Source organism: Pseudomonas sp. B21128 (genome assembly GCF_044218865.1).
GTDB lineage: Bacteria > Pseudomonadota > Gammaproteobacteria > Pseudomonadales > Pseudomonadaceae > Aquipseudomonas > Aquipseudomonas iridis.
The window spans coordinates 1,215,146-1,232,869 of the sequence record NZ_CP162590.1 but is presented as its reverse complement, the minus strand read 5'-3'; the positions used below and the strand labels follow the sequence as shown (position 1 = coordinate 1,232,869).

The window sequence follows — 17,724 nt, the reverse complement described above, 5'->3', positions numbered from 1 at the left end:
TTCGCGCGACCTTCCTGCTTATGCCTGTCGGATCTACGTCGCAGCGTCCCGTGCAAGTATTGGGCTTTAGGGAAACACGCCCCTTTACCCCGCTGCGCCGCCTCTATCCGCTTGCTGTTCGTCAGGCCAGCATTTTGCCTCGGGCTTCCTTCAGATTCGCGGTCACCCGCGACACCCTTGCCTCTGGCTAACACTTCCCCTTGCCGGGTGTGTAGAGGACTTTCACCTCCAAGTCACCAGCGAGGCCACACAGCCAAGCTGGTTGCGCTTGCGCGCAACGCGCCATGCCTGGCGCACGCATAAAAAAGACGTCCCGAGGGACGTCTTAAAAATTCACCTTTTTCCAAAGGAGCTTCTAAAGGTGAGCTTGGAGCTTTAACTGAACAGCAATGAGTTTCAGATTTTCACAGACTAGCTACTTGTCTATAGGAATCCAACCAGATGCGCTAGCTAGGTTCCTATTAACTCCCACTCACTATAAGCAATTTAAGTTAACGTGGAGATGATTGAAAAATTACATTTTTGAAATCTTTCTATCGAAAACGGGATATTCGTCAAGAACGAATCATCCCGTTCAGGTATTACAGAATCGCTAGTGGGTACTCAACAATCACACGGACTTCATCCAAATCCGATTCAAATGCGGTTGCACGGGTGTTCGCTTGCCGCAAGCGGAAAGACATATCTTTCAAGGAACCTGTCTGAACGACGTATTTTACTTCGATGTCGCGCTCCCAACGTTTCTGATCGGTCAACGGGTTCCCGTCCGCATCGCGCCGCATGTATGTTGCGTTAGCGTTGGAGTAGTCAGCGTCGGTGCCACGACCATAACGTGTCATAAACGACAAGCCGGGTACGCCATACGAGCTCATGTCGAGGTCGTAACGAACCATCCATGAACGTTCTTTTGGCGAGTTGAAGTCGCTGTACTGGATTGAGTTGTCGAGAAAGATGGAATCCGACTGACGCAGATAGTCGAAGTCGTCGTTACCATTATTTCGCTGGTGAGAAAGTGCAAGTGAGTGCGCACCATACTTCACGCCAATTTTAGCGCTCCAAATATTGTTGTCGAACTCGCCCAGCAGTTTTTTCCCTTCGTCAACTGCCTTATAGTAATTCACACCGCCGAATACGGAAAGCTCATCAGACAAGGAGTAGTTCAACCCGGTGCCAGCATAGTATTGATTCCAGGCGTCTTTGAGACGGCTGGAGTAAAGACTAACGATGACATTCTTGTTCACAGTGTAGTCGCCACCGAAATAGCCGACCCAAGGCGAATTAACGGGGCCCGCATAGAAGGTCGCGAAATTGTCGCGCATATTGCTGGAGACTGGTTGACTCATAGCATGCAGGCGACCACCCTGAACAGTCAGTCCTTCGATGCTGGTATTGGTCGCGGTCACACCCCGGAAACTTTCCGGTAGAAGCCTTGAGTCGCCAGACGCCACGACAGGGTTGGCGGGAAATACATCACCGACTTTCACCACAGTGTCAAAAGCGCGAACTTTGGCCGCGCCACCGACTTTCGTGTATTCATCTCGAGCTTCGCCGTCACCGTTGACAGGTAGTACATCGAACGAGCTACGACCGCCATTACGACCGTCACCCGTATCAAGCTTCAACCCGATCATCGCGAAAGCATCGACACCCACGCCAACAGTGCCTTGAGTAAATCCGGATTCGAACTTACTGATAATCGCATGCGACCAGGCTTCGGAGTAGCCATTGCCCGTGGGGCTTGATTGACCGTTACGATGATCACGATTGAAGTAGAAATTTCGATTGAGCACGGTAAGGCTGCTGTCTTCGATAAACCCCCCAGTCTTTTCCTCCGCAAACACTATAGAAGGCCCAGAACTGACAACCAACGCCAAAGCGGCCATCGAAAATTTCGTATTGTTATCCATTAATCACTCCTTAGGTTCGGCAGAACTAGAAAGCTCTTCGGCTGGAATTATTGTTTACGGGAGCAGTTTCTGCCCCCGTATCGTCGCCGACTTGTATCGTTGCAATTTGAAGATAACGGGGAGATGATTGAACAATTACAATTCTGTAATGTTCGCCTGTTTTTTCAAAATTAACTTTTTCGGCATGCCCCCAACCGATGGGTGGCTCTACCTTTACTAGGGCTTTTCTCAGGAGTACTCTTAACCAGCAGCACGAATCAACACCTGAAAGTGCGCATGCTCAGGAGCTGAAACCAGTTCTCGATGCATCGTCACAGCGAAGTCGAACCGAGATTGTTTATATTTTTGGCTCACCTGACCAATCTGACCATCACACAGCCTTATATGATTCAAGCAGTGACCGCGGTCAAGTTGGGATGCGGCAATAGCTGTACCCGGAAGGCGCTCGCCGCTAACCAAAATGAGACAGCGATAGCGGAAATATTCAGGATGTAGTGTTGTGGAGGTTTCCCATCCGCTTGTTCAAAAAACCGAGTATTTTTTAATACTGCTGGAGTTGTTTCTTTTGGACTTTATCAGCCAGTCCCTATTACGGCGCATACTGGTCAAGTTACATGCAAACGAATGTCTGCAAGAAAACAACTGGCTGGTCAGTGGTATTGCATAGGGAGCAAGAGCAGTGTAATGAAGCACGTTCTTTAACGATACGATAGTTACTGGATGGGTTTGACCGAGACCACATCGAAATATTTGAATTTCTTCTTTTTAGCTTCATTTTTTGCATCTTGTTCCGCGACAAGAGTACTCAGCGTGTTCGCATCATAAATGAATACGCTCACGTCGCCTTCGAAGTCCTTGGTAACATGCAGTGTCACCCTCAGCTTCGGTGATAGCGGTTTAGAGTTTAGTCGGGACGTTGGACTCGGCTGCGGCTTTGCGAGTACTACGGGGTCGGATTGTTTTGGGGAGCCGAATAGCGCCAAGCGCATATCCTCCTCATTCAGTTCATCGCTCATCTGGGATTTCTCGTCGCTAATGTAAGACGCGGGACCTTCAATACGTAGACTACGTGGCAACCTCCTGCTGACCGCCAACTGTGATGGCCTCAGGAGTTTCAAATGGTGGGTTTTCCTCTCTTAACGTTTATCACTGAACGATTGAAAACGACGTGGCCGAGGGATAAGCCAGATTTCCCGCAAAGCGCTGCCTTTATGAAAACCGCCGCACGCTCCAGCTCCGTTGAGGATGCTGCGTGCTCAGCCGCCACCTGTTTGTTGCGAGCATAAATTTTTTCCTCGAGCAATTGAAGACAGCGTGGATCATTATTCAACAGTTTGAACTTACTAATCCAATTTCACCTTAAAATTTTCCATAGAAATGAGGCAAAGCCTTTACGGGCTGAGAAAGTTCGGGACTACGTTGAGCGCGGAAAACACGACCGATAGGATGGTCATCAATAGCCATACGAAATCGTCCCAGTATTTTATCGAGGCCAGCAGCAAAGCCCCGACGATTGGCAGCAAGGACAGCCCCTTCAGCAAGCGAAAGGTCCCAGTTAGCGTTCGGCCCTGCTTGTCGACCTGGTCGATGGTGATCCTGAGCAAGCCCTGAAGTTTTGGGGGATAGGTTTTTATCTTGTCCTTAAAATCATCGAAGATGACATTGAAACTGTGTAGCAGGCGCTCTGTTTGCAGCATTTGATTGTGCAAGATCGCAAGCAGAACCACAGAGACCACTGCCAGCCCAAGGACAAGAATAAAACCTTCGAATTTTGAGGTTGTTTTCTCCAGCACAACCAGACCCGCCAACGATATCGGCAGGGCAAGCATCTTGCCCGCGATGTCGCCCAGTACCCCGCTAAGCTTAGTGCCATAGTCGATTTCAGCCTGGGCCACCTCGCGCCGGGCTCTCTCAAACGAGAAGCTATAGACGTAGGTTTGCAGATTCGCACGGTACGTGGCGAGGACCTCCCGCCACTCCCGCACGATCACCAAGAACAGATTCGGCTCGCTCTCAAACTTCTCGATGACGCTCGCCACCGCCATCCGAATCATCAATTTTCGTTCGGAGAGGTGCGCCTTGTTTTCGTTTTTTCGATTGAGTATTTCTTCCAACAAGCTCAGGTGGTTGAGCTCATAGTCAAGAACCTTGACGTCAACCTGGGTAGGCAACAGAAAAGTTCTCGGAGGCTTAGCCCCATCAGGAGGCAAGGCAAAAAACAGGTTATAACCATCTGGACTGCTGTCTTTGTCGACGCCGATCGCTAGCAGTGCAAGCAGCTCGATCAGCCGGCAGACGCGCCTGAGCGCCTTAATCGCCGAAGGTTCGGTGTCATCACTATCCGCCCAACTGAGCTCAACAATGTACACGTTACTCGGAAATTGGCCCTTGCCCAATGAGCCATTGCGAGCGACAAACTCGCCTAAGTTCGGGTAGAACCGGCCCGACTCGTTCGATGGCAAGCGAAACTCAATATCGAGAGAGTCAGCTTCTTCAGAGCAATGCTCGAACTTGCCATAGGCTGCGGGCAGGTCATCACACATTCGCAACGCACCGATAATGTCGGGCGTTGGCCTCCCCTCATAGCGGATGACCCCATCCTCAATGGTGGGCGCTCCGAGGGCACGGTAGAGAGCTACCACATTGGAAAACATTTTTAGCCAGCCCTAGCCAGCAATTCTTTCTCGATCACACCAACCAGTTCGGCAGTCAGATTGGACAGGGTCAACTTCTTCCGCCCCTCATCATAGTAAACGTCTGCGGCCGGATCCTTACCTAACGCTCCACGCTCGAATTGCAACGACCAGTTAGCAGCGTCCCCCTTGATACGGGTCTTCTCTTTCAGCGATTTCGCATTGACCGTAAAGTCGTCCGGCACCTTATGTTTCTCACTATTCAAATATCCTTCAACCCAACGATTTCATCCACTAAGTCAGCGGGTACGTGTGCGACAGCGACGTGGCAGATGGCGTCCAGGCGCGCGGACTTGCCTGCGGCCAACTGCTCCTCCAGATATTTGATCACCGCCTCTTTGGCCTTATAACCAAAGCTTTTTAACGCTTTGTTGTCGCGAAAAAACCGGGCAATGTTATCAATGGCATTTTTGGTAGCGCGTCCGGAGGCCACTCCTTTCGCACAACCCAGTGCAGAAATGAAATAGTCAGATGCCTGACTATCACGGCCGCGGCTGATGAAGCACAGGTAGGTTGAATCCACTTCATCCTCCGCGTCATCCTCATTCTGCTCAGGCGCAGCAGCGGCCGCAGCAGCCATAGCCTTTATGGCCACGAAGCTAGCCAAGTTGATCCTGGCGGCCTGCTGAACCTTGTTGAGATCGACTTCTTGAATTTCCTTCGGCACATAGTTTTCGTCCAGCTGAATACCACCGCGCTCCTTCATGCTGGCGACCAGGAAAAAGTCGGTTGCGCCCGAGGTGTACTGGGCGCAAAGGATGTGTCCACCAGTCGACAAGACTTGATTACCGGCTTGCTCCACCAGTTGGTCCATTGCCAAGTGGGTCAAGTCGATAAATTGCGCTTTATCATCTTGTACTTCTACGAACGCGGTGAAGCGCTCTGGAAACGGCCCCTGACGGTCATCATTGGCAAACTGTCCATAGACCACGCTGTTGCCTTCTTTGCCGATGAGGCCGTGGATGCCATTGACCAGAAAATGCAACGCAGGATTTTCAGTATCGAGCGCCACATCCTTCTTGACCACCTCGGAGATATAGCTGGTCTTGGCCAGCTTCTTGAAGCTGTGAATAATGGCAGTTTTCAGTGTGATCATAGGTCGAATTCCGTTCCGATAGTATCAATATGGAATCACTGAAAATAACACCTTACCCAACAAACTTCAGGGCTTATCTCGGCACGTGACACCGCCCAAGGGCTTCAACACTTAGGCAATGAGTAAGACCGTAAGAACCCATTAACTGTACATACATACAGCATAATGATCTATACCGTTCATCAACACGAGGGTCGGAGCGTTGAAGCGCGGACAGCACCATCTCGGATTGCCACAGACCATGGTCTCTATCATAGACTCAGTCTGAGGAAGTTTTTCCAACCTTATCCGTCAGTGCTGGAGCTCAACTGGGGAGTGTGGACCACTATCGCGAACTCTCGCGTTGGATCGCTCGGATCCTTTGTTTGAAGCAACTCTTCGAAGGAGCCGATCCCAAAGATCACCCATGGTTCTGGGTAATGCCGCAGGAGGCGTTTTGCCTGCTGACGAACAGATTCTGGGAGGGTCTGATCTCTGGACAGCTCACGCAAGAACTCGCCTGTTTGGACGATACTCCGGGTACGCTCGCAGGGCATGGTCATGTGTTGCCACTCCGCTAGAATTTGCGCTTAACCTTAGAAAACCACCGCCATCGCCGATGGATTCTGGGAGTGTGAATCATTCGTTTGAATTATAGCAAGCACGCCGCTCGGCTCCTCTGAAGTAGACAGGCCACCCCTTATACAGCCAGGTTCTAGGGGGCGATTGCTGATACGTGGCCAACACTATGTCTTGGTAAGCACCGGAAAAATATAGGGATGGCTGAGGCGGACGAAACCTAAAACGCTGAACGTCGATGACTGCCACATTGCGCACCAGTGACTTTCAGTACAGGCTCTGCGCGACGTCCAGGTCTGTTCGTACCCTTCGACCGGGTCCCATCAACACATAAACGGTGTTTTTTGTCTCGAACAGGCAATCATGGGTGAACGAAACCCCCAATGAAGTTCTTACCCAATGACCGCGAGGGAAACGTCCTTTGCTATCGTGGATAACACATAAAGCGTTGACCAAAGTGGGAGTGACTCCTCTTCTCACAACGGCCTTTAACTGACGGGGGGAGACCGCTATATCAACCACTGTCCAATCAGCGACTAGGCAATAGGCGCGTCCAGGGAAGTAAAATCCGACCAGAGCCACGGCGTCTGAATGAGCTAGCTCACATCCAGGTAATCTTTCGCCACCGGAAAGCAGTTCGACTAGGCCCGCCAGATTCATTCGTCCCTCCGACTCACCTCAAAAATCGAGTCGAATAATCAATCACACCAGTCAGCATAGCTGCGCGTAAAGCGCCTAGTCTAAACGCGATGAACAGCACGCAAAATTTGACTCATCTCCTCGAAAGCTGATGCTTAGCCCGGTCGCTATGGTCTGATTCACCCCGCGATACCTCTGATCGCGGGTTCACGTTTTCAAGACCTACAGCTCTACGTATCTCTCGCCTCACTGAACACCACTATTTCGATCGGTGGTGTCGCCGGCTGGAGTGGCTTACGCCAGTTACCGACGTCATACCATTGCCCATGCTTGAATCCCACTTCGGGATCGGTGCAAATGGGAGTGAAGCCGGGGCGTCATGAATGCTGACGTCTGCGGCATTGAGTGGGGCGATATCGGCGCGTCCAATGCCCCGTCGATATGCAATTGGCGTCGGTATAAATAGTGACATCCACTGCCCAGCAATACGCCTCAGAGATCATCGGATCCACAGCAGTACTGTGCCATTCCATAAAAATATCTACTAGAGCTTTGAATTGGACGCGATCATCTCCATGTATGCATTGCCACCCATGGGAATATCATAACCTGGTGGCCCTTCCCATTGCCGCGAGACGCCGGTATTTCTAAGCATAACTTCACCATCAATACCTTCCTTAACCATGTTGTCTAAATCCCACTCGAAGTGATTTATGAGAGCTTGGCAAGCCACATGAGGTACTGTAGTCAATAATTTTAAGCTGGAGCTGTTTGGGGGTAACTTAAGCCTCGCGATCTCCGACATCGTCCATATCATTCTCCGTAACCGGAAATGCCAAAGAGATTCTAGATGAAGCTCAAGTTGTTCTGACACCAACGGAAAAGACTTACGAGTCGCACGCTCCCTACTTACTTTTCGCGGCAAAAGTGCAAGCATGTTACCGATATTTACTCGAACCTGTTTTTGGGCGATGCGGTACAAATTCTCAACGCCTTCTTTAAGAATAGTTGCGTATTTTTCGTCCTCATCGCTCACCACCGACTCGACACTGTTCTTCTGCTTTACGTCCCTTGTAATTTCACTCAATAACCAGTCTTTATCGTTTTCGTTGAGCCAGCGTGTTACTTGATAAGCATTGACCCAAAGATAGTCCATACCAATACCTGGCTTAACCTCAAGTAGTATTGAGATTTTTTCTCGATAAGCCTTTTTTTTACTTTCTGGCAAAGCTTTCTCTTTTAGACGAACCGTCGGGTTTGCCGAGCTAGTAAGTAGAGACTCTTCTGCCAAGCATTTCTCAAATTTTTCTGCACTACCAAATAGATGTAGAGATATTAGAAGATGCCGCGCCAGCGGCATATCGATTTGACCTCTTGTTGTCGATAGCCGAATCCATTGACGTCGGATACCGGCTGCGTATGCTAGGTCAATTTTCGAAATAGTATCATCGCCAAACTTATCACGAATACTGCTAAATAATTTAGCAGTGCCAATCAGATTCCCATGAACAAACCCACGCTTCTTTGCTTGACGTCGATAACAGGCAGCCAAAATCTTATAATCCACCGATGGCAGATTGCGTTGCAGAATATCATTTACAAAAACTGCGTACTCTCGTTCTTCAGATGAGGCTAGTAAACGGTTCGCAGGTTTAATAGCGTTCCACCCACAAACACAATCTTCGGTTAAATTAGGTAATAACTTGTTTCTACGAAAGAAAGGGTGAGAACAATTCGGACAAGATTGAAGAAGTTCCTCGCCGTGCCGCCAGCAGGCCGTAACGCCCGGTACATGATGAGCTCGGTGCCAATATGCGTAACCTGACTCTATGATGTCGGCTTGCACACAGGCTAAGCAAATCTTTGCTCTGCTATTTTTAGTGCCCTCCCACCTAGGCACACGAGCAACATCTGACAAAACTCTGTCCCGTTCCTTAGATGGGTCTTTTGATAACCCTATAAAAGGCTTGTATGCAGGAAAATAAGTATTAATTTCAAGCAATTCATTAAAGTTGCTTTCTTTAACTCCAGGTAATCGAGACGCAAGATTCCCTAATTGCTTTGGTATAAACGAAAGTTGAAATGGGGCAACGTCAAAAAGATCACGAAACGTTTCTGCCTCGGTTTTGTTTCCGGACAAAAAATGGTACCTCGTAATACGAGATAACAGGGTCTCGTCGGGCATCGATATTGGAAAAAAAAGAATGCTGGACATGATTAGCCGACTTTCTAGCGTGGGTTCAGGTAGGACGCAAGTCCTGTGAAGGAGTACTTTTATCACATATCACCCTGTACCCAGGCAAGGATTTTTATGAACGCAACACAGTAGCTAACAGCCACCAACTACTACTTTAAAAAATCAGCCCATTTTTATTCGGTTTCACAATATAATACCGAACACATATAAATACCCTTCGTGTATTGCTTCGCCAAAACCTCACACAGGGAATCTACGCACTGCTCATTTACGGGGCTTCTGGCGACGGAGTTACAGAACAATATCCATACGAGAATCAGAATGCAGTCCCCCTGTGCGCGGTTTTCTGATACACGCTGTTCGATATATCGATGATTGAGTAATTGGTTTGCCGTCCAGTTTTAGCTTACGCTCTGCCCAGCTCAAACGCCTCCTATGGAATGCATCCAGGGTTTCGCATTCGGCTGCTAGGGCAGCTGCACAGTGCGGCAGCTTGTTGAGCTGTTTTTCAAACCTAGACAACATATGAAGCTCTCTGCCTATTTTTGTCCGTGAGATACGGACAGGTTTTCCTGGAAGCGTTCGTAACATTTCAGCGCATTGAACCACTTCGTTGGCAAGGTTACGGTCGAGGTCTTTGAATCTTTCTGCCTGCTGTCCACATGGTCTGTGGGCTTTACCTAGCTCTTGTGTACGCTCGGACAGCCATTGCCGATCGTTTCGATGAAGCCACACATAATCTCGACACTCATGAGCTAGGCGAGCTATGTAGTCCCCCTCAAATCGATTCCTCCTATCACCCAGCTGTTTCGAAAGCCTCGCCTCTTTCCATCGGCCTGGTCCATCCGAAATCGTGCGTATCGCTCGGTAAACGCACGCAACCGAGCTCCCCGTTTCTGACGCTATGGTCTTCGCGTCAGCCCCCGAGAGTGCCCGCGTCCAGATCGCTTCAGATGCCTCACTCATATACTCATTGGCGCTTGCCCCATGGATTTGAGGTCCGTTGGCCGCGCTATCCCTAGAAGTTTCGGTATTGCCTGTTCGGTTAAGCGGCCCGGTAATAGGCCCGTTCTGCCGCAGTATCCTTTCCATGTCGACCTTCAGCGCGCAGGCCAGCAGGATAAATTTCAGCGGATGATGGGTGCCCCTCGGCTTACGCAAAAGCTTCACAACCCAGGCCGCCGGTATATCCGCAGACGATTTGCTCAGTATCGAGTACTCCCCTAAGGAGGGGAGAGCCTCAAAGAACGCAGACATGTGCCGCGCCAATCTGCCTAAGTGCAGCCGACCAGTGTCGGAAGCCATTTCCAAGGCAATAGCGCTATCCAGAAACACCGATCGAATCGCATCAGGAGATAATGGAGGAACATCGGTCTCAAGCACCTGCATCGAACGCCGTGCTATTTCGTGCAGAGCACTTTGTAGATTTTGAGGGATGTCTAACGAAATGGAGTGAGACTGAACGTCCTCATCGTCCGGCAAGTGCATTCTTCGAGAATTTCGGCTCAACCAGCGGTAATCAAGGAACTTCAACGGGGTTCCATGGTGTGGACAGATCAAAACGCCTGGAAGCTGATGCACACGGTGCCAGTACGCTGCTCCCACACAGGCCATGTCCTGGTTGATACAGTCGAAGCACAATCGCACTCTCGAAGCGAACTCGAGTCGACTCGCGATTAACCCCAACCTTAGCATCAACCCCTCGCCATTTCCCGCCATCAAGGTATTGGCGTCGTCCACTTGTTGCTGGGTCAAAAAAGGTTCGTAGTAGGGCAGCTGCGTATGGCGCTTTATAACCCCGGCTAGCGATAAGCCTGTGCCGCACGGCAGCGCCTCGGCAAGCTCAGCTAGTCGACATGGAAAAGCCACGTTCTGCGAGAAGAAGTTTGCGGACTGCGCTCCATCGAAAACTGCTCCGCAGCTACGTACGCCACAGAGCCGGGCGTATCTTGAAAGGACGCTGTGAAGCGTCTCATCGTGAAACACGGCCGGAAAGAAATGGAATTTGAGCCCCATTTCGTCACCTTTTATTCACCCCTTCCGATACAACGGAGAGAACTCAAATAGATCTCTGTTTATCCAACCGGCGCTCTTCAACGCCTCAATGGAGTCTTCACTTTCACTTAACGCCTGTGCCTCTGACGTCTCAACCGCCACCGCCGAAGGAGGCTGCGATTTGAGTGGGTTAACGGGCGCCGCATTAGGCTTTGGGGCACTATTGTCGCTGCGACTGATGACACTGCGCAGCAACGCCAGTCGCTCCGGCCGAGCCAAACCATCGAACGCCATCATGTCGCTTAGTTGGTCTTCAATCGGAAGCAAATCGTCGAACTGCCGCATCCGTTTCGGATCTCGGCTTCGCAGGGCGGACAAAGCTGGCTTCAATATTTGCATCTTGGTGTTGCTCACCAACGCGATTGTCTCGGCGGTAACGCATTCCGAACCACTCTGGATCGCATACCTCTGACTGAGCACCAAAAGCTTCACCAAAAAGTCGGTGACGCCTTGTGTATGCTCATACAGCGCATCAAACACTTCTTCGGTCAGTTCGACCGGCTGCTGGTACCACTGATAGCTCCAGAGGTTTTCAACGAGCATTCGCCACTCGTCATCGTCCTTCTCAAAGCGTTTAAATTCGAGTACCCCGACGCCGCAGCAACGCCGTGCGTTGCGCATGACGTCCGAAAATAGGCTAATCATCGAATTTGTCCCGATGAACACCACGGGAATGCCGATGTTGTTCACTAGATGGAGGAAGAAATTCAGCATGTTGTCCTTGCCCCCAGTTTTCGCCAGGTGCAGGTTCTGTAGTTCGTCGATCAACAGAGCGCCGATGAAAAATGTACTCGCAACCTGCTCCATTTGTTGCAACGAGTCATTGATGTTCCGAGCCCGATGCCGCTTGTAGTAATCCTCATCACCTAACGCTCGCCCGACCGCATAGAAGAATTGCTGACAGAAGCCTGCCAGCGACCCATCTCGGGGGCAGTCAAGCTTGAGCCAGGTGATCTGGGTATGAACGAACTGCTTTCCTTCATAACGCTCGTGTCGGATCGTTTGAGGGTAGAGACTCAAAATGGCTTCGAGGGCGGTGGACTTCCCAATGCCACTAAGGCCAACCAGACTGAACGTTTCGGCAGTGGACTTGAATCCATCGTGGTAGCGCTGTGCACCCGAAAGCGAGTGTAGATGTCTGACAGTGTCTGGAGAAGTCGGGTTGCGTCCGACGTACCCTCGTCGGACCAGCAATGAAAATACGGACTCCAGATCCATGTGGACAATCAGAGGCTGAACCACCGTCCTCAACCGGTCGATACAGTGGATCCGAGTCGAACGGTCAAGGGCGAGCTCTTCTGGATCAACAGGACGGGGAAAATTCGAGATCAGTTGGATTGCTACCTCTTCTGAGAAGATAGGTGGCAGCGCTTCGATGAGCGGATTTCCCGCGTAGTCCGCTATCGCCTGCTTGGTGTAGCTTGCGAAAACTTGGGCGCCTTTCATTAGTTTTGTCCTGGGCGGAGTCGTTTGAGCATATCGATGACCTGAGCGCTGCGAGGGCCGGCAAAGTTCTCCGAGCGTTCTGGGGCGGTCTCTGCCTTCTGCCCAGGCGGGTCAATCCTCACACCCTCTGGCACATGGGCGGTCTCCCGCTCCTTGAGGCGTTCAACAGCGCGGTTCTCACGAATATTTCCAATCATCTCGGCCTTGGTCGCAGGGACTGGCTCTTCTTTTCGCTCAGCCATCGCACCACTGACGATTTGATTAACCTCCTCTAGAAGCGAAATCCGACTCTCCAACTCAGCGCGTTTATGAGCCGGTGGAGCCTGGCGGTAAGCTTCGAGCAGGTCGAAAATTTCATCGGATCGATAATCAGCATACTTGTGATCGGACTTACGCAAATCGCAACGGATGAACTGTTTGTTGTCGCCCCGGATCCAAATATGTGCCGCGGAATTTGGATCATACCAACACTCTATAGACCAAACCCCGCGGCTACGGGCTTTCGCAAACCAGTTGTTCTCGATCGCTACATCACAGACATAGTGCATCCCTCGGAATAGCACACCACCCTTTTGCACCGTTGCTTGCTCGCGCGGAAGCAAATGGAGATAGACCAGCTCGTCGGGATGATTGTTTGGTTCGACGTGGCCATTTTCCAACGCCCAAGTCCAAATACCTACCGGCGTCGGGTCGACACCGTCGTTCATCATCTCTTGAGTGAGCCTGTCGGGCTGCCGGTTGAAGCGGTTATAGTGAAGGACGCACTGGATGATGATCTTAGTGAACTCTTTCATGCTCAGCGTCGCGTCGAGTCGGTAATCTCGCTCGCCACGCTCCTTCTCCCTGGCCGCTACGCCACCTGGTAGCCACCTGATGCCCGTCAAATCGTTCAGGATACCGAACCGACTCTCCACCATCGACTTCCAGTCCGGCCGGTAAGGCGGAGCGATTCCCAGCTCGATATTCAGGCCAGTGGCAAGACCTTCAGCTGCTTTCCCCAACATCTCGCCTCGATCAGCGTAGATGTGATGCGGGAGGTGGTGACAGGCCCATTCTTCGGGATCGATTGTGACCCCGTTGGTAGCGCAAAACTGAACCTTCGAAGTGAAAGCGTTGAACAGCGCTTGCCTGGCTCCGTTCCAGCTCGGCCCCTCCAACCCGATGTAGAGACCGACGATCATGCCGGAGAAGCTATCGATGACGACGTACACCACCGGCCGTCCAATGAGCATCCGCCTGGAGTAGCCGTTCACGAGATAAATGTCAGCAATGGTGGCATCGATCTCAAACTGATGGCAGGGGCCACGAAGCCAGTCACGCACGGTTCCAGAAAGGGGGCGGCAATCTTTTAGCCACTTCCGCATTCCCTTACGCCCGCGTTCAGTTTCAACTTCGTCGAAATATTGCTTTCCCCAATAATCGAACTGCCTGAAGGAAGGAATTTCCGAATCGGGTAGGAGGCGACCACCCGATTCTGGATTTTTCGAAAGGTCTTTCGCTGTGTAGAACCTTCTAAGCATCTCGACATAGGCGCTGGTTATCGTAGAAGTCTTATCCCCCACGAATAACGAGTAACCGACACGGATACAGCGCTTATCCACGGCATCAATAAGCTTGGTCGGCGAAACGGCAATACCTTGGTATCGTGGTTTTCTGCCGGGCGGTTTTGCGGGATCATACTTGCGCTCAGGAACTCCGACGCCCGCGTAGTTTTTCAAGAGCGCATTTCGAACCTGGCCATTGATCCAGTAACGGTACAGAAGTCGATAGATACTCTTGCGCTGCATGCCAAGCTCAACAGCTCTAGCGCCCACCATTCGCCCCATCTCATCGGGAGCAAATATCTGACCTGGGTAATCTGAGTCGATCAGGGGAGCGATGATGTTCCACTTTTCATCCCTTTCCCGCTTCTTTTTCTCATCCAGGTCATCCTCTAGCACTAAGAGAAACTCAGGCGTAACAACCTTGGATGGCTTCGTATCGCCTGCTATGACAGAGCCGCGAAGCTCTTCCAAGCCCAAACCAATCGGTTGGCGTGGCGGGTCCGTTAATTGGATCAAAACTACCGCATCGTATCGCTCACTGAGATACAAGACCCTAACGATACCAGGCACGACGGAAAACTCAGTGACCGGTTCAAAAATATCATTGACTTGGACTTTCATGATAAGCCCTCCGCCGCCAGTGAAATTTTTATTGGGTTTTCGATGATTTCAAAGGTTGGTAGTAGTGCAGTCATTTGAATGGGAGTACCAACCAAATCTACGTTGATCGACTTGGACCATATCAGGTGATGATATAAAGCCCGAGAATCTTGATAGGAGATAAATAAACGTGCGGCAATCTTTCGCAGACTTTCAGCAGTACTCCAAGGGTATGGACGGCAGCTAGCTAAGTGCTCCAGAAAATCTGAATGTAATGAGGGCTCTACCAAAGCGCGCGGCAGCTGAGCGAATTTCCTGAGCAAGCCTAAGTTTTTGATCAAATCGGGACTGAACATTTCTTCAGTGACAATGGCCCAATCAACGTGTTGACCAGCCCAGAAACGCTTTTCGATCTCAAGTTTTTCCAACGTTCTCCTGGCTTGTTTGCCTTCGAGGTCGCTGCGGTATTTGATTGTTCGTGCTACGGATTTAAAGCTGCCATCGGGCTTTTTTATTGTTAATAAAAAATCCGTGGTCATGACGTAAGGAAGCACTGTCTTCGGATACCTGGGGTATCGCACTCCGATAGAGCTAGCGATTGCTTGAGCACTTTCTCGCGGCAGCAATGGATACTGCTCGCGTATATCCACAACATCTTCCGAAAATTCACATACCAAAAAATAGGCGCGTTCTAGGTCAGAAAAGAGGTGATGGAGGCGATCGATCTTCACACCTTGGATCTTATGGGAGCGTCCTCTGGAAGGCACGTCTTGGACGCGCAGCCAGGGCAGATAACTGGCACCAGCACCGCTACCGAATCCATTCGTAATATGCCGCTGAATATCTGTCTCAGACGAAAACCTACGACCGCGCAATGCTACCTCCTTCGTCCGCCGGGACCGCCTCTCCTCGCCCTGAAAATAGTTATAGGAAAAAATCGTCCACCATCTGCCGATGGTACAGCGCTCTTTAGCCTACTCCCGGAGCGGGAAGAAGCGGAGAATCTAGACCGACGGCTCAGCCCAAAAATGGAAACCCCCGTAGATACGGGGGTTTCGGCCTTGTGTCAATCTATGTTGCGTCGTGTCAATCTTTATTGTTTTGTGTCAATCTTTATTGTTAGAAACCATTCGTCCACATCGATTGTGGATAACTTATTCCACCGTCACCGACTTCGCCAGATTCCGGGGCTGGTCAACGTCCGTGCCCTTCAGCACAGCGACGTAATAGGACAGCAACTGCAGCGGGATGGTGTAGAGGATCGGCGAGAGAATGTCGTGGATGTGCGGCATCTGTACCACGTGGGTGCCTTCGCCATTGGTCATCCCGGCCTTCTCATCGGCGAAGACGACCAGTTCGCCGCCGCGTGCGCGGACTTCCTGCAGGTTGGACTTGAGCTTCTCCAGCAGTTCGTTGTTCGGCGCGACGGTGACCACCGGCATGTCGTTATCCACAAGCGCGAGCGGGCCGTGTTTCAATTCGCCGGCCGGGTAGGCTTCGGCGTGGATGTAGGAGATTTCCTTGAGTTTCAGGGCACCTTCCATCGCTACCGGGAATTGCGCGCCGCGACCGAGGAACAGGGTGTGGTTTTTCTCGGCGAACAGCTCCGCGACTTTTTCCACAGTACTGTCCATCGCCAGCGCTTCGCCCAAGCGAGCCGGCAGGCGACGCAATTCTTCCACCAACGTGGCTTCAACGCCCGCCGCCAGAGTGCCGCGCACTTGGCCCAGAGACAGGGTGAGTAGCAACAGACCGACCAGCTGCGTCGTGAACGCTTTGGTCGAGGCGACACCGATTTCGCGACCGGCCTGGGTCAGCAAAGTCATGTCGGATTCGCGCACCAGCGAGCTGATACCCACGTTGCAGATCGCCAGACTGGCGAGGAAGCCAAGCTCTTTGGCGTTGCGCAATGCCGCCAGGGTGTCGGCAGTTTCACCGGACTGCGAGATGGTGACGAACAATGTGTCCGGCTGTACAACCACTTTGCGATAGCGGAATTCGCTGGCAACTTCGACCTGGCAAGGGATCCCGGCCAGCTCTTCGAGCCAGTAACGGGCAACCATGCCGGCGTGATAACTGGTGCCGCAGGCAACGATTTGTACGTTACGCACCTTGGCGAACAGCTCTGCCGCTTGAGGGCCGAAAGCTTGCACCAGCACCTGGTTGTTGCTCAGGCGACCTTCCAGTGTGCGCTGCACCACCGTCGGTTGCTCGTGGATTTCCTTGAGCATGTAGTGGCGAAATTCACCCTTATCGGCAGCTTCGGCACCGTCGGTGTACTGCACGGTCTGGCGCTCGACAGCGGCTCCGCTCACGTCCCAGATCTGCACGTTATCGCGGCGAATTTCGGCGATATCGCCTTCTTCCAGGTACATGAAGCGGTCAGTGACCTGACGCAGAGCCAGTTGATCGGAGGCGAGGAAGTTCTCACCCAGGCCCAGACCAATCACCAATGGACTGCCACTGCGCGCGGCAACCAGACGATCCGGTTGTTTGCCATTGATCACGGCCAGACCGTATGCACCGTGGAGTTCCTGGACGGTGGCCTTCAGGGCGACAGTCAGATCTGGCTGATCCTTGAGCTTGTGATTCAGCAGGTGAGCGATGACTTCGGTATCAGTATCCGAAGTAAACACGTAACCCAGTGCTTTCAGTTGTTCACGCAGGGCTTCATGGTTTTCGATGATGCCGTTGTGCACCACCGCGATGTCGCCAGAGAAATGCGGGTGAGCATTGCGCTCGCACGGGGCGCCGTGGGTTGCCCAACGGGTGTGCGCAATACCGAGCCGACCAACCAGCGGGTGTTCGGCCAGCGCAACTTCCAGTTCGCTGACTTTGCCCGGACGGCGCATGCGCTCGAGAGTTTGCTCATTGGTGTACACCGCCACACCGGCGCTGTCATAGCCACGGTATTCCAGGCGTTTGAGACCTTCGAGCAGGATGGCGGTGATATTACGTTCAGCAACTGCGCCGACAATTCCACACATGC

The 17,724-nt window shown here is 51.6% G+C and carries 13 protein-coding genes and 1 pseudogene; all 14 read right to left on the bottom strand.

The features are described from left to right. Positions 1-581: 581 nt before the first annotated feature. Positions 582-1,907, bottom strand: a complete 1,326-nt coding sequence (locus AB4P91_RS05350) for an OprD family porin (protein WP_017341682.1) — start codon at positions 1,905-1,907, stop codon at positions 582-584. 713 nt (positions 1,908-2,620) lie between these two features. Then, complete coding sequence (locus AB4P91_RS05345; RefSeq protein WP_017341685.1) at positions 2,621-2,923, bottom strand: hypothetical protein; 303 nt, start codon at positions 2,921-2,923, stop codon at positions 2,621-2,623. A gap of 375 nt (positions 2,924-3,298) precedes the next feature. Further along, positions 3,299-4,561, bottom strand: a complete 1,263-nt coding sequence (locus AB4P91_RS05340; protein ID WP_017341686.1) for a hypothetical protein — start codon at positions 4,559-4,561, stop codon at positions 3,299-3,301. A gap of 2 nt (positions 4,562-4,563) precedes the next feature. Continuing rightward, positions 4,564-4,785: a nucleoid-associated protein gene (locus AB4P91_RS05335; protein ID WP_274521489.1), complete on the bottom strand. Its 222-nt coding sequence runs from the start codon at positions 4,783-4,785 to the stop codon at positions 4,564-4,566. Positions 4,786-4,802: 17 nt separating this feature from the next. Next, on the bottom strand, positions 4,803-5,696 hold the full coding sequence (locus tag AB4P91_RS05330; RefSeq protein WP_017341688.1) for a nucleoid-associated protein: 894 nt from the start codon (positions 5,694-5,696) through the stop codon (positions 4,803-4,805). 284 nt (positions 5,697-5,980) lie between these two features. Beyond that, positions 5,981-6,232: a BPSL0761 family protein gene (locus AB4P91_RS05325; RefSeq protein WP_395604941.1), complete on the bottom strand. Its 252-nt coding sequence runs from the start codon at positions 6,230-6,232 to the stop codon at positions 5,981-5,983. A 289-nt stretch (positions 6,233-6,521) separates the two neighbouring features. After that, positions 6,522-6,914 (bottom strand): DUF6957 family protein, encoded by a 393-nt coding sequence (locus tag AB4P91_RS05320; RefSeq protein WP_075946966.1) that lies wholly within the window; start codon positions 6,912-6,914, stop codon positions 6,522-6,524. A 523-nt stretch (positions 6,915-7,437) separates the two neighbouring features. Next, positions 7,438-9,108: a TnsD family Tn7-like transposition protein gene (locus AB4P91_RS05315; protein ID WP_080370510.1), complete on the bottom strand. Its 1,671-nt coding sequence runs from the start codon at positions 9,106-9,108 to the stop codon at positions 7,438-7,440. A gap of 273 nt (positions 9,109-9,381) precedes the next feature. Continuing rightward, positions 9,382-10,623 (bottom strand): TnsD family Tn7-like transposition protein, encoded by a 1,242-nt coding sequence (locus AB4P91_RS05310; protein WP_238588335.1) that lies wholly within the window; start codon positions 10,621-10,623, stop codon positions 9,382-9,384. Positions 10,624-10,680: 57 nt separating this feature from the next. Next, a pseudogene (locus AB4P91_RS05305) lies at positions 10,681-11,106 on the bottom strand (TniQ family protein); the annotation flags it as partial. A 15-nt stretch (positions 11,107-11,121) separates the two neighbouring features. Continuing rightward, positions 11,122-12,591: an ATP-binding protein gene (locus tag AB4P91_RS05300; protein WP_017341692.1), complete on the bottom strand. Its 1,470-nt coding sequence runs from the start codon at positions 12,589-12,591 to the stop codon at positions 11,122-11,124. Further along, entirely contained in the window at positions 12,591-14,756 is a 2,166-nt protein-coding gene (locus tag AB4P91_RS05295) for a Mu transposase C-terminal domain-containing protein (RefSeq protein ID WP_017341693.1), read from the bottom strand. Before AB4P91_RS05295 ends, AB4P91_RS05300 begins: the two co-directional genes overlap by 1 nt. Beyond that, positions 14,753-15,610 (bottom strand): TnsA endonuclease N-terminal domain-containing protein, encoded by an 858-nt coding sequence (locus AB4P91_RS05290; RefSeq protein ID WP_017341694.1) that lies wholly within the window; start codon positions 15,608-15,610, stop codon positions 14,753-14,755. Before AB4P91_RS05290 ends, AB4P91_RS05295 begins: the two co-directional genes overlap by 4 nt. A gap of 279 nt (positions 15,611-15,889) precedes the next feature. Continuing rightward, on the bottom strand, positions 15,890-17,722 hold the full coding sequence (gene glmS, locus AB4P91_RS05285) for a glutamine--fructose-6-phosphate transaminase (isomerizing) (protein WP_395604449.1): 1,833 nt from the start codon (positions 17,720-17,722) through the stop codon (positions 15,890-15,892). Positions 17,723-17,724 lie beyond the last annotated feature (2 nt).